Origin of the sequence: Erwinia sp. B116 (assembly GCF_002865965.1) — a bacterium.
Classification (GTDB): domain Bacteria; phylum Pseudomonadota; class Gammaproteobacteria; order Enterobacterales; family Enterobacteriaceae; genus Erwinia.
Genome location: NZ_JRZZ01000018.1, coordinates 14122 through 31638, shown reverse-complemented (window position 1 = coordinate 31638; position 17517 = coordinate 14122). Strand labels below are relative to the sequence as shown.

Below are 17517 nucleotides of genomic sequence, written 5' to 3'. Positions count from 1 at the left end.
TCGTGCTGATCTTCAACCAGGAAGCGGCAAGCGGCGGGCTCCTGCGTTTCCTGCGGGCAATCTGGCCCATTAATACCTCTGAGTACACTGTAGCTGAACCACTCTTGGCCGGGAAACTTTGTTGGTCATCTTCATCTCACACGACGCGTTTTTTCACGCATTTCGCATCAGATCGGATTTTTTGCCCGGCGACAATCAGGCAAGGCTTAAAATTGGTAATGATATTGTTTCTTTTTCCGGTACAAAAGTCACCTGCGGAAGATGAGATTTTACGCCCGTTCGCTGCGCTGTTATGCTTCGGGCTGGTTTTTATCAATGATGAAAGGAAAATTCATGTCTACCCCTTCTTTTGACAGTGTTGAAGCGCAAGCAAGTTACGGTATCGGCTTACAGGTCGGTCAGCAGTTACAGGAATCCGGCCTGCAGGGTCTGCAGCCCGAAGCGCTGTTAGCGGGCCTGCGCGACGCGCTGGAAGGGAATGCTCCTGCTGTCCCGGTTGACGTGGTACACCGTGCGCTGCGCGAAGTCCACGAGCGTGCAGAAGTGGTGCGCAGCGAGCGCCAGCAGGCGCTGGCCGTAGAAGGTCAGAAATTCCTCGAAGAGAACGCCCAGCGTGAAGGCGTGAACAGCACCGAAACCGGTCTGCAGTTCAGCGTGCTGACCCAGGGTGAAGGTGCGATCCCGTCCCGTCAGGACCGCGTGCGCGTGCACTACACCGGTAAACTGATCGACGGCAGCGTGTTCGACAGTTCCGTACAGCGCGGCGAGCCGGCTGAGTTCCCGGTGAGCGGCGTGATCCCAGGCTGGATCGAAGCGCTGACCCTGATGCCGGTCGGTTCTAAATGGCAGCTGGTGATCCCACACAACCTCGCCTACGGCGAGCGCGGCGCCGGTGCCTCGATCCCGCCGTTCAGCACCTTGGTATTTGAAGTCGAGCTGCTGGAAATTCTGTAAGCCGCTTTGCGGCGGGCGGTGCGATCGCCGCCCGGGCAAAATAAAAGCCATCACCGTCTTCACGGTGATGGCTTTTTTATTACCGGCGGCTGCCATTCTGATAATCCCCGGCGGGATCCCCATCCGGTCACGTCTGCAGCCTGACCGGGTTACCGGCCTGTGGCTTCAGGTGGGACGGGGCCGGTTGTTACCCCGTCCGGGGGAGTGCAGGCTCAGTTCAGCGTAATGCGGTAAATAGCAAAGCCGTTTTGATCGCTGCCCACCTGCTGCAGCGGATACTGCGCGTGGCTCTTAATAAAGGTGGCAGCCTTTTCCCCCGGCGCGGTCTCAAAGCGGATATCCAGCGGCGTGCTGCTGACGATCGGTGCCAGCTTCCAGTTATTATCCGCCTGCGGTTTTACCTCGCCGTGGGCTTTAGTCTGCGCGCTGATATAGGCGGCCACCACCGAACGGTTTTCATCCGGCGAGGCAAACGCCACCTGCTGCTCGCCGGTACCGGCAAAGCTGCCGCCGTAGGCGCGGTAATTATTGGTGGCAACGAGGAAGGAGGCCGCCGGATCGACGGGTTTGCCGTTCCAGGTCAGATTACGGATGCGCGAGGCGTTCTTATCACGTAACTGACACGCCGCATCGTAGCGTGCGGGCTGGGTCACGTCGATCTGGTAGTTCACCCCGTCGATGGTATCGAAGTTGTAGGTGCGGTAATCCCAGTTAATCAGCGACTGCGGCTGGCTGTTGTGAATATCGATCTGATTAAACTGCCCGGCGCTGCACTCCAGCCACTCTTTGACCTGCGCGCCGCTGACCTTAAGCACCACCAGCGTATTCGGGTAGAGATAGAGGTCGGCAGCGTTGCGCAGGGTCAGCGCACCCTTGTCGACCTCAACGTAGCTGGCCGGATCGTTTTTACGGCCACCGGCCTTGAACGGCGCTGCGGCAGAAAGTACCGGCAGCCGCGCCAGGTCCGGATCGCCCTGAACAGCCTTGCGGGTATAGTCCGCCTGGGCATCGTTGACGATCTGCACGGTCGGGTCATCCTGCACCAGCGACAGATAGCTGGCCATCACCGCCGCCGAGCGGCCAATCGGCTGGCCGACGAACTGGCGCGTGGCGTCGTGGTCGGCGGCCAGCACCTTCACCAGCGCCGGATCTTCTGCCGCCAGCGATTTTTTCGCCGCGCGATCGTAAATCGGCCGCGCTTCGGCCCGCGCCGAGCTGACCTGCCAGCGGCCCGCGTCATCGTTCAGCACCAGATCGACCACGCCAAGATGATCGCCCCACATGCCGGGCATCACAGCCGGTACGCCGTTCAGCGTGCCCTGTTTAACGTCCGCGCCCTTGATGCCGGCGAAATCCTCACCGGGGAACACCGCGTGGGCGTGGCCAAACATAATCGCATCGATGCCTGGCACCTGGCTCAGGTAGTAAACGGAATTTTCCGCCAGCGCGTGATACGGCTCGCTGGAGAGTCCGGAGTGGGGGATGGCAATCACGATATCCGCGCCCTGTTCACGCATTACCGGCACCCACTTCTTCGCGGTGGCGGTGATATCATCAACGGTCACCTTGCCGCTGAGGTTGGCCTTATCCCACGTCATAATCTGCGGCGGCACAAAGCCGATATAGCCGACCTTCAACGTATGCGTTTTGCCGTCGCGGTCCCGCACCGTTAGCGGCTCAATCAGATACGGGGTAAACAGCGGTTTTTTACTGACGGCATCAATCACGTTGGCGTTGATATAGGGGAAGCGCGCGCCTTTAATGGCCTTTTGCAGGTAATCCAGCCCGTAGTTGAACTCGTGATTCCCGAGGTTGCCAACGCGGTAGTCCAGCGTATTCATCGCCTTATACACCGGATGCACCTCACCCTCATGCAGCCCTTTGGCCGCCACGTAGTCGCCCAGCGGGCTGCCCTGGATGATATCGCCGTTATCCACCAGCACGCTGTTAGCCACCTGCGCGCGCGCCTGGTGGATTAGCGTGGCGGTGCGCACCAGGCCATACTTATCGGTAGCGGTGTCCTTGTAGTAGTCAAAATCCATCATATTGCTGTGCAGATCGGTGGTTTCCATAATGCGAAAATCCACCGTGGCGGCGTGCAGCGTGCTGCTGACCAGCAGAGCGCTGAGCGTGATGCAAGGTCTGAACATGGTTTCTCCCTTTTTGTGATTCGGCAAACTGGTATAACCATCGCAGAATAGTGTGAAACTGTGTTGAGTCGTCAGTGGAAAACGTGATGGAATGCAGGTTTTTCATCTGCATCGGGCGGCTGAAGCCATAGTGCGGATGACGGCAGAAAAAATGTCTCTGCCTCATGTTCTGGGTTATGCTGTTGATAATTAACGGCATCACAAAGCGCAGGCCGTGCAGCGTTGCGCCGGCCAGTGGCTCACCCGCGATCGATGAGCGCACGGCGATGATGCCGCATCCTATCAGGCTATCGGGAGGTCAACATGTTAGATAACATCTGCCAGCTGGCGCGTGACGCAGGCGTGGCGATTATGCAGGTCTATAACGGCCAGGCGCCGCTGGACGTAGCGCACAAGTCGGATGATTCGCCGGTAACCGCCGCCGATATCGCCGCACATCAGGTGATTATGGCCGGGCTGCAGGCGCTGACCCCGGAGCTGCCGGTACTGTCAGAAGAGGATCCGGCGAGCTGGGAGGTGCGTCAGCACTGGCAGCGCTACTGGCTGGTCGATCCGCTGGACGGCACCAAGGAGTTTATCAAGCGTAACGGCGAGTTCACCGTCAATATCGCGCTGATCGAGGGCGGTAAGCCGGTGCTGGGCGTGGTGTATGCGCCGGTGACGGACGTGATGTACTCGGCGGCCGGGGGCAGCGCGTGGAAAGAGGCCAACGGTGAGAAGACGCGCATCCGGGTGCGTGAGGCGCATCCGCCGCTGGTCGTCATCAGCCGTTCCCACGCCGACAAGGATCTGGAGCTGAAGGAGTATCTCAGCCAGCTTGGCGAGCATCAGACCACCGCCATCGGTTCGTCTCTGAAGTTCTGCCTGGTGGCCGAAGGCGAAGCGCAGCTCTATCCGCGCTTCGGACCGACCAATATCTGGGATACCGGTGCCGGCCACGCCGTGGCGCTGGCCGCCGGGGCGCACGTCACCGACTGGCAGGGCAACACGCTGGATTACACCCCGCGCGAGTCGTTCCTCAATCCGGGCTTCCGCGTGTCGATCTTCTGACTGGCACCGATCGGATACCTCTGGCGGCCTTATTCAGGCTGCCAGAAACGCCTGGCCTTTATCGCCAGCGAGATGATGCGGTACTCAGTCCCGGCGCTAAGCACCCTGCAGCCTCTGCGCAGTGGCTGATTTTAGCAAACGTCAGAGGGTAATTCCTGCCCGTTCTGCCGCAGCTTCCGGGAGTAGCGTCTTTTCAGAGCAGCGGCTTCTTATTCCAGCAGTTTGTGCAGTAATGCCATCACCTGCTTAACCTCGTCCTGAGTCAGCGCGCCGTCTTTGGCAAACTGCACCTGCCCCTGCTTATCCAGCACCACGATCGCCGAACCGCCTTCATTCAGCTGCCACGCCTGCCTGGCTGCACCGTTGCTGTCGACGATAAACTGTGACCAGGGGAACTGCTGCTTATTGCCCTCAATGCTGCTGCGCACAAACATGCCGGTGCCGGGAATGGCGTCATCGGTGTTGACCAGGGTGGTGGTCTGATAACGATCGTGCGGCAGCTTTGCCGCTTTAATCGCCTCGATCAACGCGGCGTTCTGCTCTTTAGCGGAAGAGCGGCCGGCAATATGTTGAAGCACGCGAACTTTTCCGGGTAACTGCGCGCTGTTCCAGTTTTTATAGCTAAACTTATCATGTTGCCACAGCAGTTCTCCGCGATCGGCGATACCGACCGGGGCCACGCGCTGGCCGGTATGGAAGTTGTGGGCCGCAACGCCGAGCGGCAGTAACAGGCAGAGAAGGGCGGTAAAACGCGATGCACTCATCATGGAAGCTCCACTGTTTGTGTGATCCGACCAGTTGGTCATATCACTGCAATAATAAGTGCGGATGATGCGCCTGTCGCAGCGAAGTGTCAGCTTTGCTAGCTGCCGCACAAATCCCTTTTAACTGAAGGTTTATACTGGCTGCAGAGCGTCAGGCAACAGAGAGTTCTGTCATGATGTGTAAAATCAGTAAAAAAATTCAATTTTAGGAACATTCGCCGCTGGCTGTGTTCTATAGTACAGGTACTTTGCGCTTCACGGATGCTGGCCCGATTAGGCCGCGACGAAGCGTACGTTCAATATTCAGGAGTAGAAAGAGAATGAAAATTTTCCAGCGTTACAACCCACTGCAGGTGGCAAAGTACGTCAAAATCCTGTTCCGCGGCCGTTTATATATCAAGGACGTCGGGGCATTTGAATTTGATAAGGGCAAAATCCTGGTGCCGCGTGTTAAAGACAAGCAACATTACAGCGTGATGTCAGAGGTTAACCGTCAGGTACTGCGTCTGCAGTCTGAGTTTAACTAAAGTGAAAAAAGGCACCCGTGGGTGCCTTTTTAGAGAGTCAGCTGCAGGCCGCATCGATCGCTCAGTGCGGCTACGGGCGCAATCTTCCGCCTTTTACTTTTCGGTCTCTGCCGCCTTCGGCAATATTGCCGCGGCCGGACGCTCATCCACTCGCGTCACCAGCAGCTGGTCGATGCGGTAGTTATCAATATCCACCACCTCAAACTTATAGCCCTGCAGCTTGACGAAGTCGGTACGCTTCGGGATTTTGCGCAGCATAAACATCATAAAGCCACCGATGGTTTCATAGTTGCCGGACTGCGGGAACTGATCGATATCCAGCGCGCGCATCACGTCTTCAATCGGCGTTCCTCCCTCAACCAGCCACGAGTTCTCGTCACGCGCGACAATCTGCTCTTCCATCCCCGGGCCGACCAGGTCGCCCATCAGCGTGGTCATCACGTCGTTGAGGGTGATGATACCGACCACCAGCGCGTATTCGTTCATAATCACCGCGAAGTCTTCACCCGCCGCTTTAAAGCTTTCCAGCGCCTCTGACAGCGTCAGCGTATCCGGCACGATCAGCGCCGAACGGATCTGCACGCCGCTGTTCAGGGTCATACTCTGATTGCCCAGCACGCGTAACAGCAGCTCTTTTGAATCGACGTAGCCGACCACGTGATCGATATCTGAGTTACACACCAGGAAACGCGAGTGCGGGTGGCTGGCAATCTTCTGCTTCAGGCTGGTTTCGTCTTCATGCAGGTCAAACCACACCACGTTCTCGCGTGAGGTCATCGACGACGGCACGGTGCGTGACTCCAGCTCAAACACGTTCTCAATCAGCGCGTGCTCCTGTTTACGCAGCACGCCGGCCAGCGCGCCGGCTTCCACCACCGCGTAAATATCGTCGGAGGTGATATCGTCTTTACGCACCAGCGGGATCTTAAACAGGCGGAAGATGATGTTGGCGCCGCCGTTGAAGAACCACACCAGCGGGGTGAACAGGAACAGGCAGAAACGCATCGGGTTGATGATCCTCAGCGCCATGGACTCCGGCGCAATCATGCCCAGACGTTTCGGGAACAGATCGGCAAACAGGATAAACAGGCTGGTGACCAGGGTAAATGAGCAGATAAAGCTCAGGCGCTCGGCCAGCTCCGGTGCGACGATGCGCTCGAACAGGGAACGAAAAGCCGGGGTGAAGGCGGCATCGCCGACGATACCACCAAGGATCGCCACCGCGTTCAGGCCGATCTGCACCACGGTGAAGAACATGCCCGGGGTTTCCTGCATTTTCATCACGCGCTGCGCGTTGACGTTACCCTCGTCGGCCAGCAGCTTAAGCTTAATTTTGCGTGCGGCCGCCAGAGAGATTTCCGACAATGAGAAGAATGAGCTGATGGCAATCAGCAGTAAGATGACAAGCAAGCTGTCTAACATAGAACATCCATACAATGGCTCGGCGCCGATCGTCAATCTGCATTGAAATTGCGCTGCATCGCGTGGCCGGGTTAAGTACTTGTCATTTTTGGCCTGGGCAGCGCGCGAGATTCTGCGGGCAATAGATGGTGCTTACAGGGCTATCCGTGCCAAAAATGTCTGCGCCAGGTCGGCTGAAACGCCGGGGCAGAAGGGTTATCGGGGCTGTTGAACAGCCACCGGCAGTGATTATAGCCTTGCCGGTGAATGCTTACAATTGCGGCATTAATCGCTGACCTTAACCGGGGTTGTAACCCTGTGGGGTTTCGCCGACAATATTCAGCTAATTTGCGTTAATTTAACCGGATTGCCGATCCTCAGCTTTTTTTCATCACTTATCGTCATTTTTGCCAATCCGTAGCGCACATTAAGCTACTTTATAGTTACCAGGGTGGGCCCGGCGGAGTGCGGGCTGGCATAACACAGGGGAGCACGCGTGCCGAGATTTCCAATCTATTGCATCTGTGGCCTGCTGATCGCCGCACCGGCCGCTCAGGCGGCCAACGTGCGCTTGCAGGTCACCGGATTATCCGCAGAGTTACAAAAAAACGTCAGGGCACGTTTGTCCACCATCAGCAGCGATGAAGTGAACGCCGACGGGCGCTTTCGCGCAAGGGTCAGTGACGCGATCAAACAGGGGCTGAAGGCGCTGGGCTACTATGAGCCGCAGATAGACTTCGAACTGTTGCCCGCTCCGGCCAAAGGCGGCCGTCCCGTGTTGCTGGCCAGAGTCAGCGCCGGGGAACCGGTAAAGATCGCCGGAGAAACCATCATCCTGCGCGGTGATGCGCGGACGGACAGCGACTACCAGCAGCTGGTACGCGACGGCAAACCGGCCATCGGCAGCATCCTCAACCACGGCAAATACGATAAGTTTAAAAGTTCGCTGAGTAATATGGCTCTGCGCAAAGGTTACTTTGACGGCGATTTTAAAAAGAGCCAGCTCGGCGTGGCAGTGGAACGGCGTGAAGCGTTCTGGGATATCGACTATGACAGCGGGCAGCGTTACCGCTTTGGCGCAGTGACCTTTGAAGGGTCGCAGATCCGCGAAGACTATCTGCAAAACCTGGTGCCGTTCAAGCAGGGTGATTACTACAACTCACGCGATCTGGCGGAGATGAACCGCCGCCTGTCGGCCACCGGCTGGTTTAACTCGGTGGTGGTGGCACCGGACTTTAAACAAGCGCGTAACAGCAAAGTGTTGCCGCTACATGGCGTGATGTCGCCGCGTACCGAGAATACCATTGAAACCGGCGTGGGCTACTCCACCGACGTCGGCCCGCGGGTGAAGGCCACCTGGAAAAAACCCTGGGTCAACGATCGTGGTCACAGCTTTTCCACCAGCGCCAATATCTCTGCGCCCGAGCAGCAGCTGGATTTCAGCTACAAAATGCCGCTGCGTAAAAGCCCGCTTGAGCAGTACTACCTGGTGCAGGGCGGGGTGAAACGCACCGACCTCAACGACACCAAATCCGACTCCACCACCCTGGCCGGCTCACGCTACTGGGACAGCTCCAGCGGCTGGCAGCGCGCCATTAACCTGCGCTGGAGCCTCGACCACTTTACCCAGGGTAAAGTCACCAACACCACCATGCTGATCTACCCTGGCGTCAGCGTTAACCGTACCCGCTCGCGCGGCGGGCTGATGCCGGACTGGGGGGATTCGCAGCGCTACTCGCTGGACGTCTCCGACACCACCTGGGGCTCTGACGTCGATTTCGCGGTGATGCAGGCGCAGAACGTCTGGATCCGCACCCTGGAAGAGAAGCACCGCTTTGTGGTGCGCGGCAATCTCGGCTGGATCGAGACCAACAACTTCGAGAAAGTGCCGCCGGACCTGCGTTTCTTCGCCGGTGGCGATCGCAGCATTCGCGGCTACAAATACAAGGGCATCTCCCCGCGTGACGATGAAGGCAAGCTGACCGGTGCCTCCAAACTGGCTACCGGCTCGCTGGAGTATCAGTACAACGTCACCGGCAAGTGGTGGGGGGCGGTGTTTGTCGATTCCGGTGAAGCGGTAAACGATATCAAGCAGAGCAACGTTAAGACCGGTGCCGGCTTCGGCGTGCGCTGGCAATCACCGGTGGGGCCGATTAAGGTCGATATCGCCCGGCCAATCGGTGACAGGGACGATCGTGACATTCAGTTTTACATTGGACTGGGGCCTGAACTATGAAGTGGTGGAAAAAGGGCCTGACTGGCATTCTGATTTTTATCGTACTGCTGCTGGGCGGCGTGGCGTTCTTAATCGGCACCACCAGTGGCTTACATCTGGTGCTGAATTCCGCGGCGCGCTGGGTTCCGGGGCTGGCGATCCAGCAGGTGGACGGCGGCTGGCGTAACCTGACGCTTAAAGGCGTAAAGTATGAGATGCCGGGCGTGGCGGTCAGCGCCGGGGAGTTCCACCTCGCCGTGCAGCTCAGCTGCCTGAAGAACAGCGCTTTCTGCATCAACGACCTGTCGCTGAAAGACGTCAACGTGGTGGTGGACAGCAGCAAGCTGTCGCCGGCGGCAGAACAGCCGGAAGAGCAGCAGAGCAGCGGTGACTTCAGCACGCCGTACCCGCTGAGCCTGAAGCGCATCGCGCTGCACAATATCAACGTCAAAATCGACGATACCGCGGTGTCACTGGCCGATTTTACCAGTGGCATGAGCTGGCAGGGACGCTCCCTGACGCTGACGCCAACCCATATTCAGGGATTACTGATCGCACTGCCGAAGGCGGCGATCGTTGCCGATGAGCAGGTGGTACAGCCGAAGGTGCAGAACCCGCAGCCGGATGAAAAGCCGCTGGGCGAAACGCTGCAGGCGATGTTTGCCAAACCGCTGCTGCCCGATCTGCCGCAGTTCAGCCTGCCGCTGGATCTCAGTGTGCAGCAGATCCTCGGCGAGCAGCTGCGCCTGACCGGCGACACCGATATCACCGTTAACCGCCTGCTGGTCAGGGCGGATACCGTTAACGACCAGCTGCAGCTGCAAACCTTTGACGTCGACTCACCGCAGGGGCAGCTCAATGCCAGCGGTAAGGCGACGCTGAGCGGGAACTGGCCGGTCAGCTTTAATCTGAACAGCGCGCTGAATTTTGATCCGATTAAAGGGCAGAAGATCAAAATGGCCCTTGACGGCAACCTGCGTGAAACGCTGACGCTGGCGCTGAATCTCTCCGGCCCGCTGCGCGCGCAGCTGGATGCCGATACCCGGCTGGCGGAAGCCGGTCTGCCGCTGAATATGACGCTGCAAAGCCCGCAGCTGCGCTGGCCGCTGGCCGGCGAGGCGCAGATGGCGGCGGATAACTTCAGCTTCAGCTTTAAGGGCAAAGTGACGGACTATGCGCTGTCGCTGAAGGCGGCACTGCAGGGACAGGGGCTGCCACCGGCCACCGTGACGCTGAACGGCAAAGGCAACGTCGAACAGTTTAACCTTGAGAAGCTGCGGCTGGCGGCGCTGCAGGGCACCGCCGATCTCAGCGCGCTGGTGGACTGGAGTAAAGCCATCAGCTGGCGCAGCGAACTGCAGCTGAACGGCATCAATACCGCGAAACAGTACCCGGACTGGCCGGCGAAGCTGGAGGGCAAAATCACCACCCGCGGCAGCCTGTACGGCGGCAGCTGGCAGATGCGCGTCCCGGAGCTCAGGCTGCGCGGCAACGTGCGTAATAACGCGGTGAGCGCCGACGGCACCCTGTACGGCAACAGCTATAACCAGTGGGATATTCCCGGCATTAAGCTGATTCTGGGGCGCAACAACGTCAGCCTGAAAGGTTCGCTGGGCGATAAGCTGAATCTGGACGCCGACATCGACGCGCAGCATCTGGATAACGCGCTGCCGGGCCTTGGTGGCGTGGCGAAAGGGACGATCCGCGCCCGTGGCGATCTGAAAACGCCGCAGCTGCTGGCGGACCTCACCGCCAGCGGGCTGCGCTGGCAGGCGCTGCGCGTCGGCCGCATCAAGCTTGACGGCGACGTCAGCTCCGGCGAACAGATCCAGGGCAAGCTCAAACTGCGCGTGGAGCAGCTGAAGCAGGATGCGCTGGCGGTGAACCTGCTGACCCTCGACGCCAGCGGCAGCGAGAAACAGCACCAGCTGAAGCTGAACCTGCAGGGTGAGCCGGTCTCCGGTCAGCTGGCCTTAAGCGGCAGTTTTGACCGTGCCGCCCAGCGCTGGCAGGGGCAACTGAACAACACCCGCTTCGATACGCCGGTGGGCGAGTGGCGGCTGACCCGCGCGATCGCGCTGGATTACCTTAACGCGAAGCAGACGGTGTCGATCGGCCCGCACTGCTGGCAGAACCCCAATGCGCAGCTGTGCGTGCCGCAGACGGTGGAGGCCGGCCCGTCCGGCCACGCCCGCGTGGTGCTGGAACGCTTCGACCTGGCGATGATCAAGCCGTTTATGCCGGAAGGCACCCAGGTCAACGGCGGCTTCAGTGGCGATGCCGACGTCAGCTGGACCGCCGACGGCAGGCTGCCAACCGGGCGCGTGTCGCTGAAAGGCAACGGCGTGAAGCTGGCGCAGGACGTGCAGGGCAATACGCTGCCGGTGGCCTTTAATACGCTGAACCTTAACGCCGCGCTGAAAAATGGCCAGGCGCAGCTCGACTGGCTGATCCGCATCGCCGGTAACGGCCAGCTCGACGGCAACGTGCAGATCGCCGATCCGCAGGGGCGGCGCGCCCTTTCCGGCAACGTCAATATCACCAGCCTGTCGCTGGCGATGCTCAATCCGGCGCTGATGCGCGGCGAGAAGGTCGCCGGGGTACTGAACAGCAACCTGCGGCTGGGCGGTAACCTGCAGCGGCCGCAGGTGTTCGGCCAGCTGGGGCTGCGCAACGTCGACGTTGAAGGCAGCTTTATGCCGGTGGATCTCACCACTGCTAACCTGAGCATGCTGTTTAACGGCATGAGCTCGACGCTCGAAGGAGTGATTCAGACCTCTCAGGGGCAGATTGCGCTGAACGGCGACGCCGACTGGAGCCAGCTGGATAACTGGCGGGCGCGGGTGGCGGCCAAAGGCCAGAAAATCCGCGTCACGGTGCCGCCGATGGTGCGCATGGACGTGTCGCCGGACCTGGTGTTTGAGGCCACGCCGTCGCTGTTCAACCTCGACGGCCGGGTGGATATCCCCTGGGCGCGCATCACCGTGCAGGAGGTGCCGGAGAGCGCGGTGGGCGTCTCCGCCGACGAAGTGCTGCTGGACCCGCAGCTGAAGCCGATCGCACCGAAGTCGACGGCGATCCCGATCAACAGCAACCTGATTATCCATGTGGGTGACGACGTACGCCTGAGCGCTTTCGGCCTGAAAGCGAAGCTGAACGGCGACCTGAAGCTGGTGCAGGACAAGCGCGGGCTTGGGCTGAATGGCCAGATCAACATCCCGTCCGGCCGCTTCCACGCGTACGGTCAGGACCTGATCGTGCGTAAAGGCGAGCTGCAGTTTGCCGGGCCGCCGGACCAGCCTTACCTGAATATCGAGGCGATCCGTAATCCGGAAGCGACGGAAGATGACGTCACCGCCGGGGTGCGCGTCACCGGGCTGGCCGACGAGCCGAAGGCGGAAGTCTTCTCTGATCCGGCGATGTCGCAGCAGGAAGCGCTCTCTTATCTGCTCAGAGGCCAGGGGCTGAACGCCTCCGGCAGCGACAGCGATGCATTAACCTCAGCATTAGTGGGATTGGGGGTTGCACAAAGTGGGCAGATTGTGGGTAAAATCGGTGAGACCTTCGGCGTCAGCAATCTGGCGCTGGACACTGCAGGGGTTGGCGACAGCCAGCAGGTGCAGGTCAGCGGCTATGTGCTGCCGGGTCTACAGGTAAAATACGGTGTTGGCATCTTTGATTCACTGGCGACCTTAACGTTACGTTATCGCCTGATGCCTAAACTCTATTTGGAAGCCGTGTCTGGTATCGACCAGGCGCTGGATGTGCTCTATCAGTTCGAGTTCTAGCAATGCGAATAATTGTCTATGGCAGCCTGCGACGTAAGCAGGGCAACAGTCACTGGATGACGAACGGGCAGTGGCTGGGCGATCATCTGATCGACGGTTACGAACTTTACAGTCTGGGCCATTACCCTGGGGTGGTTCCCGGGGACGGTCAGGTTTACTGCGAAGTTTACCGGATTGATGCGTCAACGCTGGGCGAGCTGGATGCGCTGCGCAGCAAGGGCGGGGAGTACAAACGGGAGCTGCTGCAAACGCCGTACGGCAGCGCCTGGCTGTATGTCTATCAGCGATCGGTGGCGGGCAGGCAACGCATCGAAAGCGGCGACTGGCTGCTGCGGGATCGGGAAAACGCCTGACCGCAGTCAGACGTTGAAACAATACGAAAACACCGCTTTGTGCGGTGTTTTTTTATGGCGCTCTCTCCCGGTCGTAAATAGTGCAGATTTTTACTTTGAAAAATAAAAAAACAGAATATTGATCTGTATTATATTTTTATGCGACATTTGTCATTATTAAACTACGCTGACTTTTGTGCTATTAGTTTGCTTTTGATAAATAGCAAAACATCCAATTGCTTTACGGTGTGGTGTGTTTATTATTCTTGTGGATTCTGCGGATGCCTGTTGTCTTTTTATATTGGCAGGCACGTGTCAGAACATAAGCAGGGTTAACAATATTATCATGTTGTCGATCCGGATCTTAGCTGACTGTATTGACAGGGAATTATTTCCCTGCAAGCTACGTCGTTAATCAGATAAAGGAATATGCAATGAAAAAAATTACGCTAATCGCGGTGCTGATGGGCGGGATGATGGCTTCCGGAGCCGCAATGGCCGAGGGAATGGTTACCGGTGCTAAAGCGACCATGAAGGTACAGGGCACCATTCTGCCGCCTTCCTGTAACATCAGCCTTGAGGGGGCTCTCTCATTCAATAACATCAACCCTGGCTCGCTAAGTAAAGACAAATTTACCGATCTGAAAGCGGAAAAAACCCGGGTCACCGTTGGGTGCGATGGTGCATCCTACTATGGTATTCGCGCGGTGGATAACAGTGGCGCGGTGGCTGAAAAGCCGGGTGCCAACAAAGAGACCCTGTTTAGCCTCGGTAACGATGCGAATGGTAAAGCTATCGGCGTCTACACCATCAAGCTTGACCGGGATAGCAGCAGCGTGGAAGATCAGCAGGTTCAGAAAGCGTATTCGCTGCAGCCCGATAATATCTGGAAATTTGTCACTGATGAGAGCGGCTATTATTTCAAAAACGCACAGCTGGTTCCTGTTTCCGGTATGGACTTAGCCAGTGACACGGAACGTAAAGCGGTATCAAACAAAGTTTATTCGCTTGAGGTTAAGCCTTCTATTGCGCCAGTGGGCAAAAATGGCGTGCAGAGCAGTATTAATCTGAATGGCAGCACCACGTTCGAAGTTATTTATATGTAACTCCCACCACCGGCATGATTCACTGAGTTCATGCCGGTTTTTTTACCGCTCATGGTGGAATAAGATGCCCGGCTTTTCACTCTCACAGATCCTGTCACTGCTGACCCTCTTCAGCCTGTTCCCCGCCAGCGCAGTAATGCAACCGCAAACGTCGATGGTGTTAATTAATGAGTCGGCCGGTGGCGGCAGCATCAATGTGACCAATACCGATGACAAAGATGCGTTACTTTACGTTAAGGTCATTGACCTGGCGGATGACAAAAAGCCCCGACTGGTGGTGACTCAGCCGGTGGTGCGTGTGGCCGCTGGGGGTATACAGCGGGTACGTTTTATTTTGACCACCGAAGGGCCATTAACCACCGAACACCTGAAACGTGTCACCTTTGAGGGGATTCCGCTGGTTGATGATGCCGGGCAAAACCGCGTTGACGTCAATATTCGCCAGAACCTGCCGGTGATTATTCATCCGCGTGGCTTGCCGGAAAATCCAGAACCCTGGAAAGCGCTGAACTGGTCCCTGAGTAACGGACAATTAACGGTGCACAACCCCGGCGCTTACGTGGTCAGAATGGGGCAGGATATCACGGTGCTGCCCGCCGTGAAGAGCGTGCAGTTGCCGCAGGGCTATCTCCTGCCCGGGCAAAAGCTGACTCTTTCCCTGGCTGCAGCAAACGCGCCGCTGGCCGCCAGTAAAGTGCGCTTTGCAACGCTGTCTGATTATGGCTTTAAGGCCGGAGAGGTGGAACAGCCGATCGCCACTGGCCGCTGATTGATGCCTGCCCTGCAATGCCGGCAGCTTAAGCGACTCGGTCAGCTGATGCTGTTGGTCGCGAGCCTGCTGTTGTCGGCAAAGGTTGCTGCAGATGAAAACGAAAAAAAACAGTCCAGAGCCGCGCAGATCCTGCGAGCCCGTGGGATCGATCCTGACATTCTCAGCTCCCTCAATCAGGCGAACGCTTTGCCTGCGGGTGAAAACCTGCTGGATATCAGCGTGAACGGAGAGCTGAAAAGTTCGCAGCGGGTGATGACTGGCCGACAGGGGCAGATCTGTTTTACCCCCGACTTAATTGACCAGCTTGGGCTGAAGCAACCCGCACAGCTGGCTGATCCAGGCTGTATTGATTTGTCGCAGCAGCCCGGTTTTAACCTCAAAGCCGACCCGCAAAAGCTGGCGCTCAGTATTGTGGTACCGCAGCAGGCGCTGGCGGATGAGCCACAGTACAGTGGGGAGATGGGGGGGCATGGCGCGCTGCTTAACTATAACTATTACAGCGGCGTCAGCCGCGTGCGCGGCAGGCAGAGCCGCTACAGCTACCTGATGCTGGAAGATGGCATCAATATGGCCAACTGGATGCTGCGTGGCCGTCAGCAGTTGAATGAAGATCGGGGAAAGGTAAATATTAACCGGGGAACGCTGTATGCCGAACGCCCCGTTCCCGGCTGGCGCAAGCGGATTCAGTTTGGGCAAATCGGCGTCAGCAATACGCTGTTCTCGCTGGGAGAGATTGACGGTATCCAGGTCATTCCGGATCGGGGGCTGGAAAAGGACAGCAGCGAAAGCGGCAGCATTGAGGGCATTGCCGGCACCTCGCAGGCCCGGGTTGAGGTCCGTCAGTATGGCGCACTGGTGTTCAGCACGCTGGTGCCTGCGGGGCCGTTTCATTTAAACGGCATTCCACTGCACAATCTGAACGGCGACCTGGACGTCACGGTGCTGGAAACCGATGGCCATCAGCAGCGTTTCACCGTGCCCGCCAGCGCGATGCGGGTTAACCCTTCCGGAAACCGGGGGCTGTCAATCGCCGCCGGGCGGCTGAACCAGGCCGGGGAGTCGGGGAGCGGCGTCCCGGCACTGCTAACTCTGAATCAGAACTGGCAGGTTCGTCGCCTGTCGCTGCAAAGCGGGCTGCTGTTAACGAAAATGTATCAGTCACTGGGGGCCTCGCTGGCCGGGCCGGTGCTACAGGGGGCGCAGCTGGCCGCGCAAATTGTTGCGGCGAATGACAGGCAGCAGCATACCAGCAGCATGCAGCTGTCGCTGTCAGGCAGCTACAGCCTGACGTCCTCGCTCTCCTTCAATGCCAGCGTCAGTAAAAATACGCCAGGATTTGTATCCCTCGCCACGGCCAGCGCCCGCCTTGCTGAGCGATATGAAAACGACAATCTGCAGTACAGGCTCTCGGCTGGCTGGAACAGCCCGTCGGCAGGCTACTTCTCTTACAGCTACTCTGCCAGCAGTCGCTTCGGGGATAACGGTATTTCCCGTTACGATATGCTGTCATGGAGCCTCCCCTTCAGAAAGGCCATGCTGTCGGTTAACGTCTCCCGCAACCGCGGCAACAGCAGTAACCGGCAGCTCTCGGTCAACTTCAGCCTGCCGCTCGGCGGGCAGAATTTCAGCAGCTATTATCGCCGCTCAGGCAGCGGTGGGCAGTTGGGTGCGCAGATCGACGGTGCGCTGGGGAAAAACGGCACCTATTACCTCTCGTCCGGCCGGGATATGCAGGCGCGCATGCAGTCCGTTCAGGGGAGCGTTTCCGCCAACCTGCACTATACGCGCATGGCGCTGGCCGCCAGCATGAACAGCGAACAGGCGGGAAATGTCTCGCTCAGCGGCAGCGGTGGCATGGCGCTGGTCGGCAGCCATCTGCTGTTCTCCCCCCAGCCGGTCGGGCAGACTTTCGGCATGATTGAGTTGAGCGAACGGCTGGCGGGCGTGGCTGTTCGTACCCCCGGTGGCACCAGCTGGACCGACTGGCGTGGCCTGGCGCTGGCAGCGGATATTCCTGCCTGGCACCCCGCGATGTTCGATCTTGATACGGAAAGCCTGCCTAAAAACAGTGACGTGGGGAACGGGCATCACCGCCTGGCAATGGCGCGCGGGTCGGTGAAACGAATCCGCTACAACATACTGACCAGCCGGCGGGTACTGCTGACGCTGCGTCTGCCGGACGGCAGACCCGTACCCCGTGGCGGGCTGGTACGGGACGATCGGCAAAATATCATCACCACGGTACTGGATGATGGCACGATCTATCTGGAGAATTCACCCGTGAAGGGAACGCTGGAAATCGCGATTAACGGAGAAAACCGCCGCTGTCGCGTGGATTATCAGCTGAACGATGAGGGAGAAAACGATGCGCCTTATCAGCAGGTCAGCGGGGTTTGCCTGCTGCTGCCCGGTGGTGGGGAACCAACCGGTGCGGCGGTCAGGGCCGGGTAAACCTCAG

General features: G+C 58.5%; 13 protein-coding genes. 10 read left to right on the top strand and 3 right to left on the bottom strand.

Annotation, left to right across the window (positions count from 1 at the left end):
- The first annotated feature begins 2 nt into the window (after positions 1–2).
- Both NV64_RS23700 and fklB read left to right on the top strand, forming a co-directional pair.
- On the top strand, positions 3–353 hold the full coding sequence (locus tag NV64_RS23700) for a hypothetical protein (protein ID WP_162237188.1): 351 nt from the start codon (positions 3–5) through the stop codon (positions 351–353).
- Positions 334–954, top strand: a complete 621-nt coding sequence (gene fklB / locus NV64_RS13600) for an FKBP-type peptidyl-prolyl cis-trans isomerase (RefSeq protein ID WP_056235443.1) — start codon at positions 334–336, stop codon at positions 952–954. Before NV64_RS23700 ends, fklB begins: the two co-directional genes overlap by 20 nt.
- Before the next feature lie 212 nt (positions 955–1166).
- Here the strand turns inward: fklB and NV64_RS13595 are convergent, their stop codons facing one another.
- Positions 1167–3104 carry a bifunctional 2',3'-cyclic-nucleotide 2'-phosphodiesterase/3'-nucleotidase gene (locus NV64_RS13595; RefSeq protein WP_056235446.1) on the bottom strand — a complete coding sequence of 646 codons (1938 nt, stop codon included), beginning with the start codon at positions 3102–3104 and terminating at the stop codon, positions 1167–1169.
- A gap of 303 nt (positions 3105–3407) precedes the next feature.
- Here NV64_RS13595 and cysQ point away from each other — a divergent pair, with 303 nt between their 5' ends.
- On the top strand, positions 3408–4154 hold the full coding sequence (gene cysQ, locus NV64_RS13590; RefSeq protein ID WP_056235449.1) for a 3'(2'),5'-bisphosphate nucleotidase CysQ: 747 nt from the start codon (positions 3408–3410) through the stop codon (positions 4152–4154).
- A gap of 209 nt (positions 4155–4363) precedes the next feature.
- Here cysQ and NV64_RS13585 read toward each other — a convergent pair whose 3' ends face one another.
- Entirely contained in the window at positions 4364–4918 is a 555-nt protein-coding gene (locus tag NV64_RS13585) for a YtfJ family protein (RefSeq protein ID WP_056236368.1), read from the bottom strand.
- Between the two features lie 320 nt (positions 4919–5238).
- Between NV64_RS13585 and NV64_RS13580 the strand changes: the two genes are divergently transcribed.
- Positions 5239–5445, top strand: a complete 207-nt coding sequence (locus NV64_RS13580; protein ID WP_056235452.1) for a DUF1107 domain-containing protein — start codon at positions 5239–5241, stop codon at positions 5443–5445.
- Between the two features lie 93 nt (positions 5446–5538).
- Here NV64_RS13580 and NV64_RS13575 read toward each other — a convergent pair whose 3' ends face one another.
- Positions 5539–6867 (bottom strand): hemolysin family protein, encoded by a 1329-nt coding sequence (locus tag NV64_RS13575; RefSeq protein WP_056235456.1) that lies wholly within the window; start codon positions 6865–6867, stop codon positions 5539–5541.
- A gap of 475 nt (positions 6868–7342) precedes the next feature.
- On the opposite strand from NV64_RS13575, the gene NV64_RS13570 reads away from it, so the two are divergent.
- The 6 genes from NV64_RS13570 (at position 7343) to NV64_RS13545 (ending at position 17510) form a co-directional block, all read left to right on the top strand.
- Positions 7343–9082, top strand: a complete 1740-nt coding sequence (locus NV64_RS13570; protein ID WP_056235460.1) for an autotransporter assembly complex family protein — start codon at positions 7343–7345, stop codon at positions 9080–9082.
- Positions 9079–12849 carry a translocation/assembly module TamB domain-containing protein gene (locus NV64_RS13565; protein WP_056235463.1) on the top strand — a complete coding sequence of 1257 codons (3771 nt, stop codon included), beginning with the start codon at positions 9079–9081 and terminating at the stop codon, positions 12847–12849. Before NV64_RS13570 ends, NV64_RS13565 begins: the two co-directional genes overlap by 4 nt.
- A gap of 2 nt (positions 12850–12851) precedes the next feature.
- Positions 12852–13202, top strand: a complete 351-nt coding sequence (locus NV64_RS13560; protein WP_101506111.1) for a gamma-glutamylcyclotransferase — start codon at positions 12852–12854, stop codon at positions 13200–13202.
- A 413-nt stretch (positions 13203–13615) separates the two neighbouring features.
- Positions 13616–14287, top strand: coding sequence for a type 1 fimbrial protein (locus NV64_RS13555; protein WP_056235469.1), 672 nt, complete (start codon positions 13616–13618; stop codon positions 14285–14287).
- Positions 14288–14351: 64 nt separating this feature from the next.
- Positions 14352–15056, top strand: a complete 705-nt coding sequence (locus NV64_RS13550) for a fimbria/pilus chaperone family protein (RefSeq protein ID WP_072166342.1) — start codon at positions 14352–14354, stop codon at positions 15054–15056.
- Between the two features lie 3 nt (positions 15057–15059).
- Positions 15060–17510 (top strand): fimbria/pilus outer membrane usher protein, encoded by a 2451-nt coding sequence (locus tag NV64_RS13545; protein ID WP_146005489.1) that lies wholly within the window; start codon positions 15060–15062, stop codon positions 17508–17510.
- Positions 17511–17517: the final 7 nt, after the last annotated feature.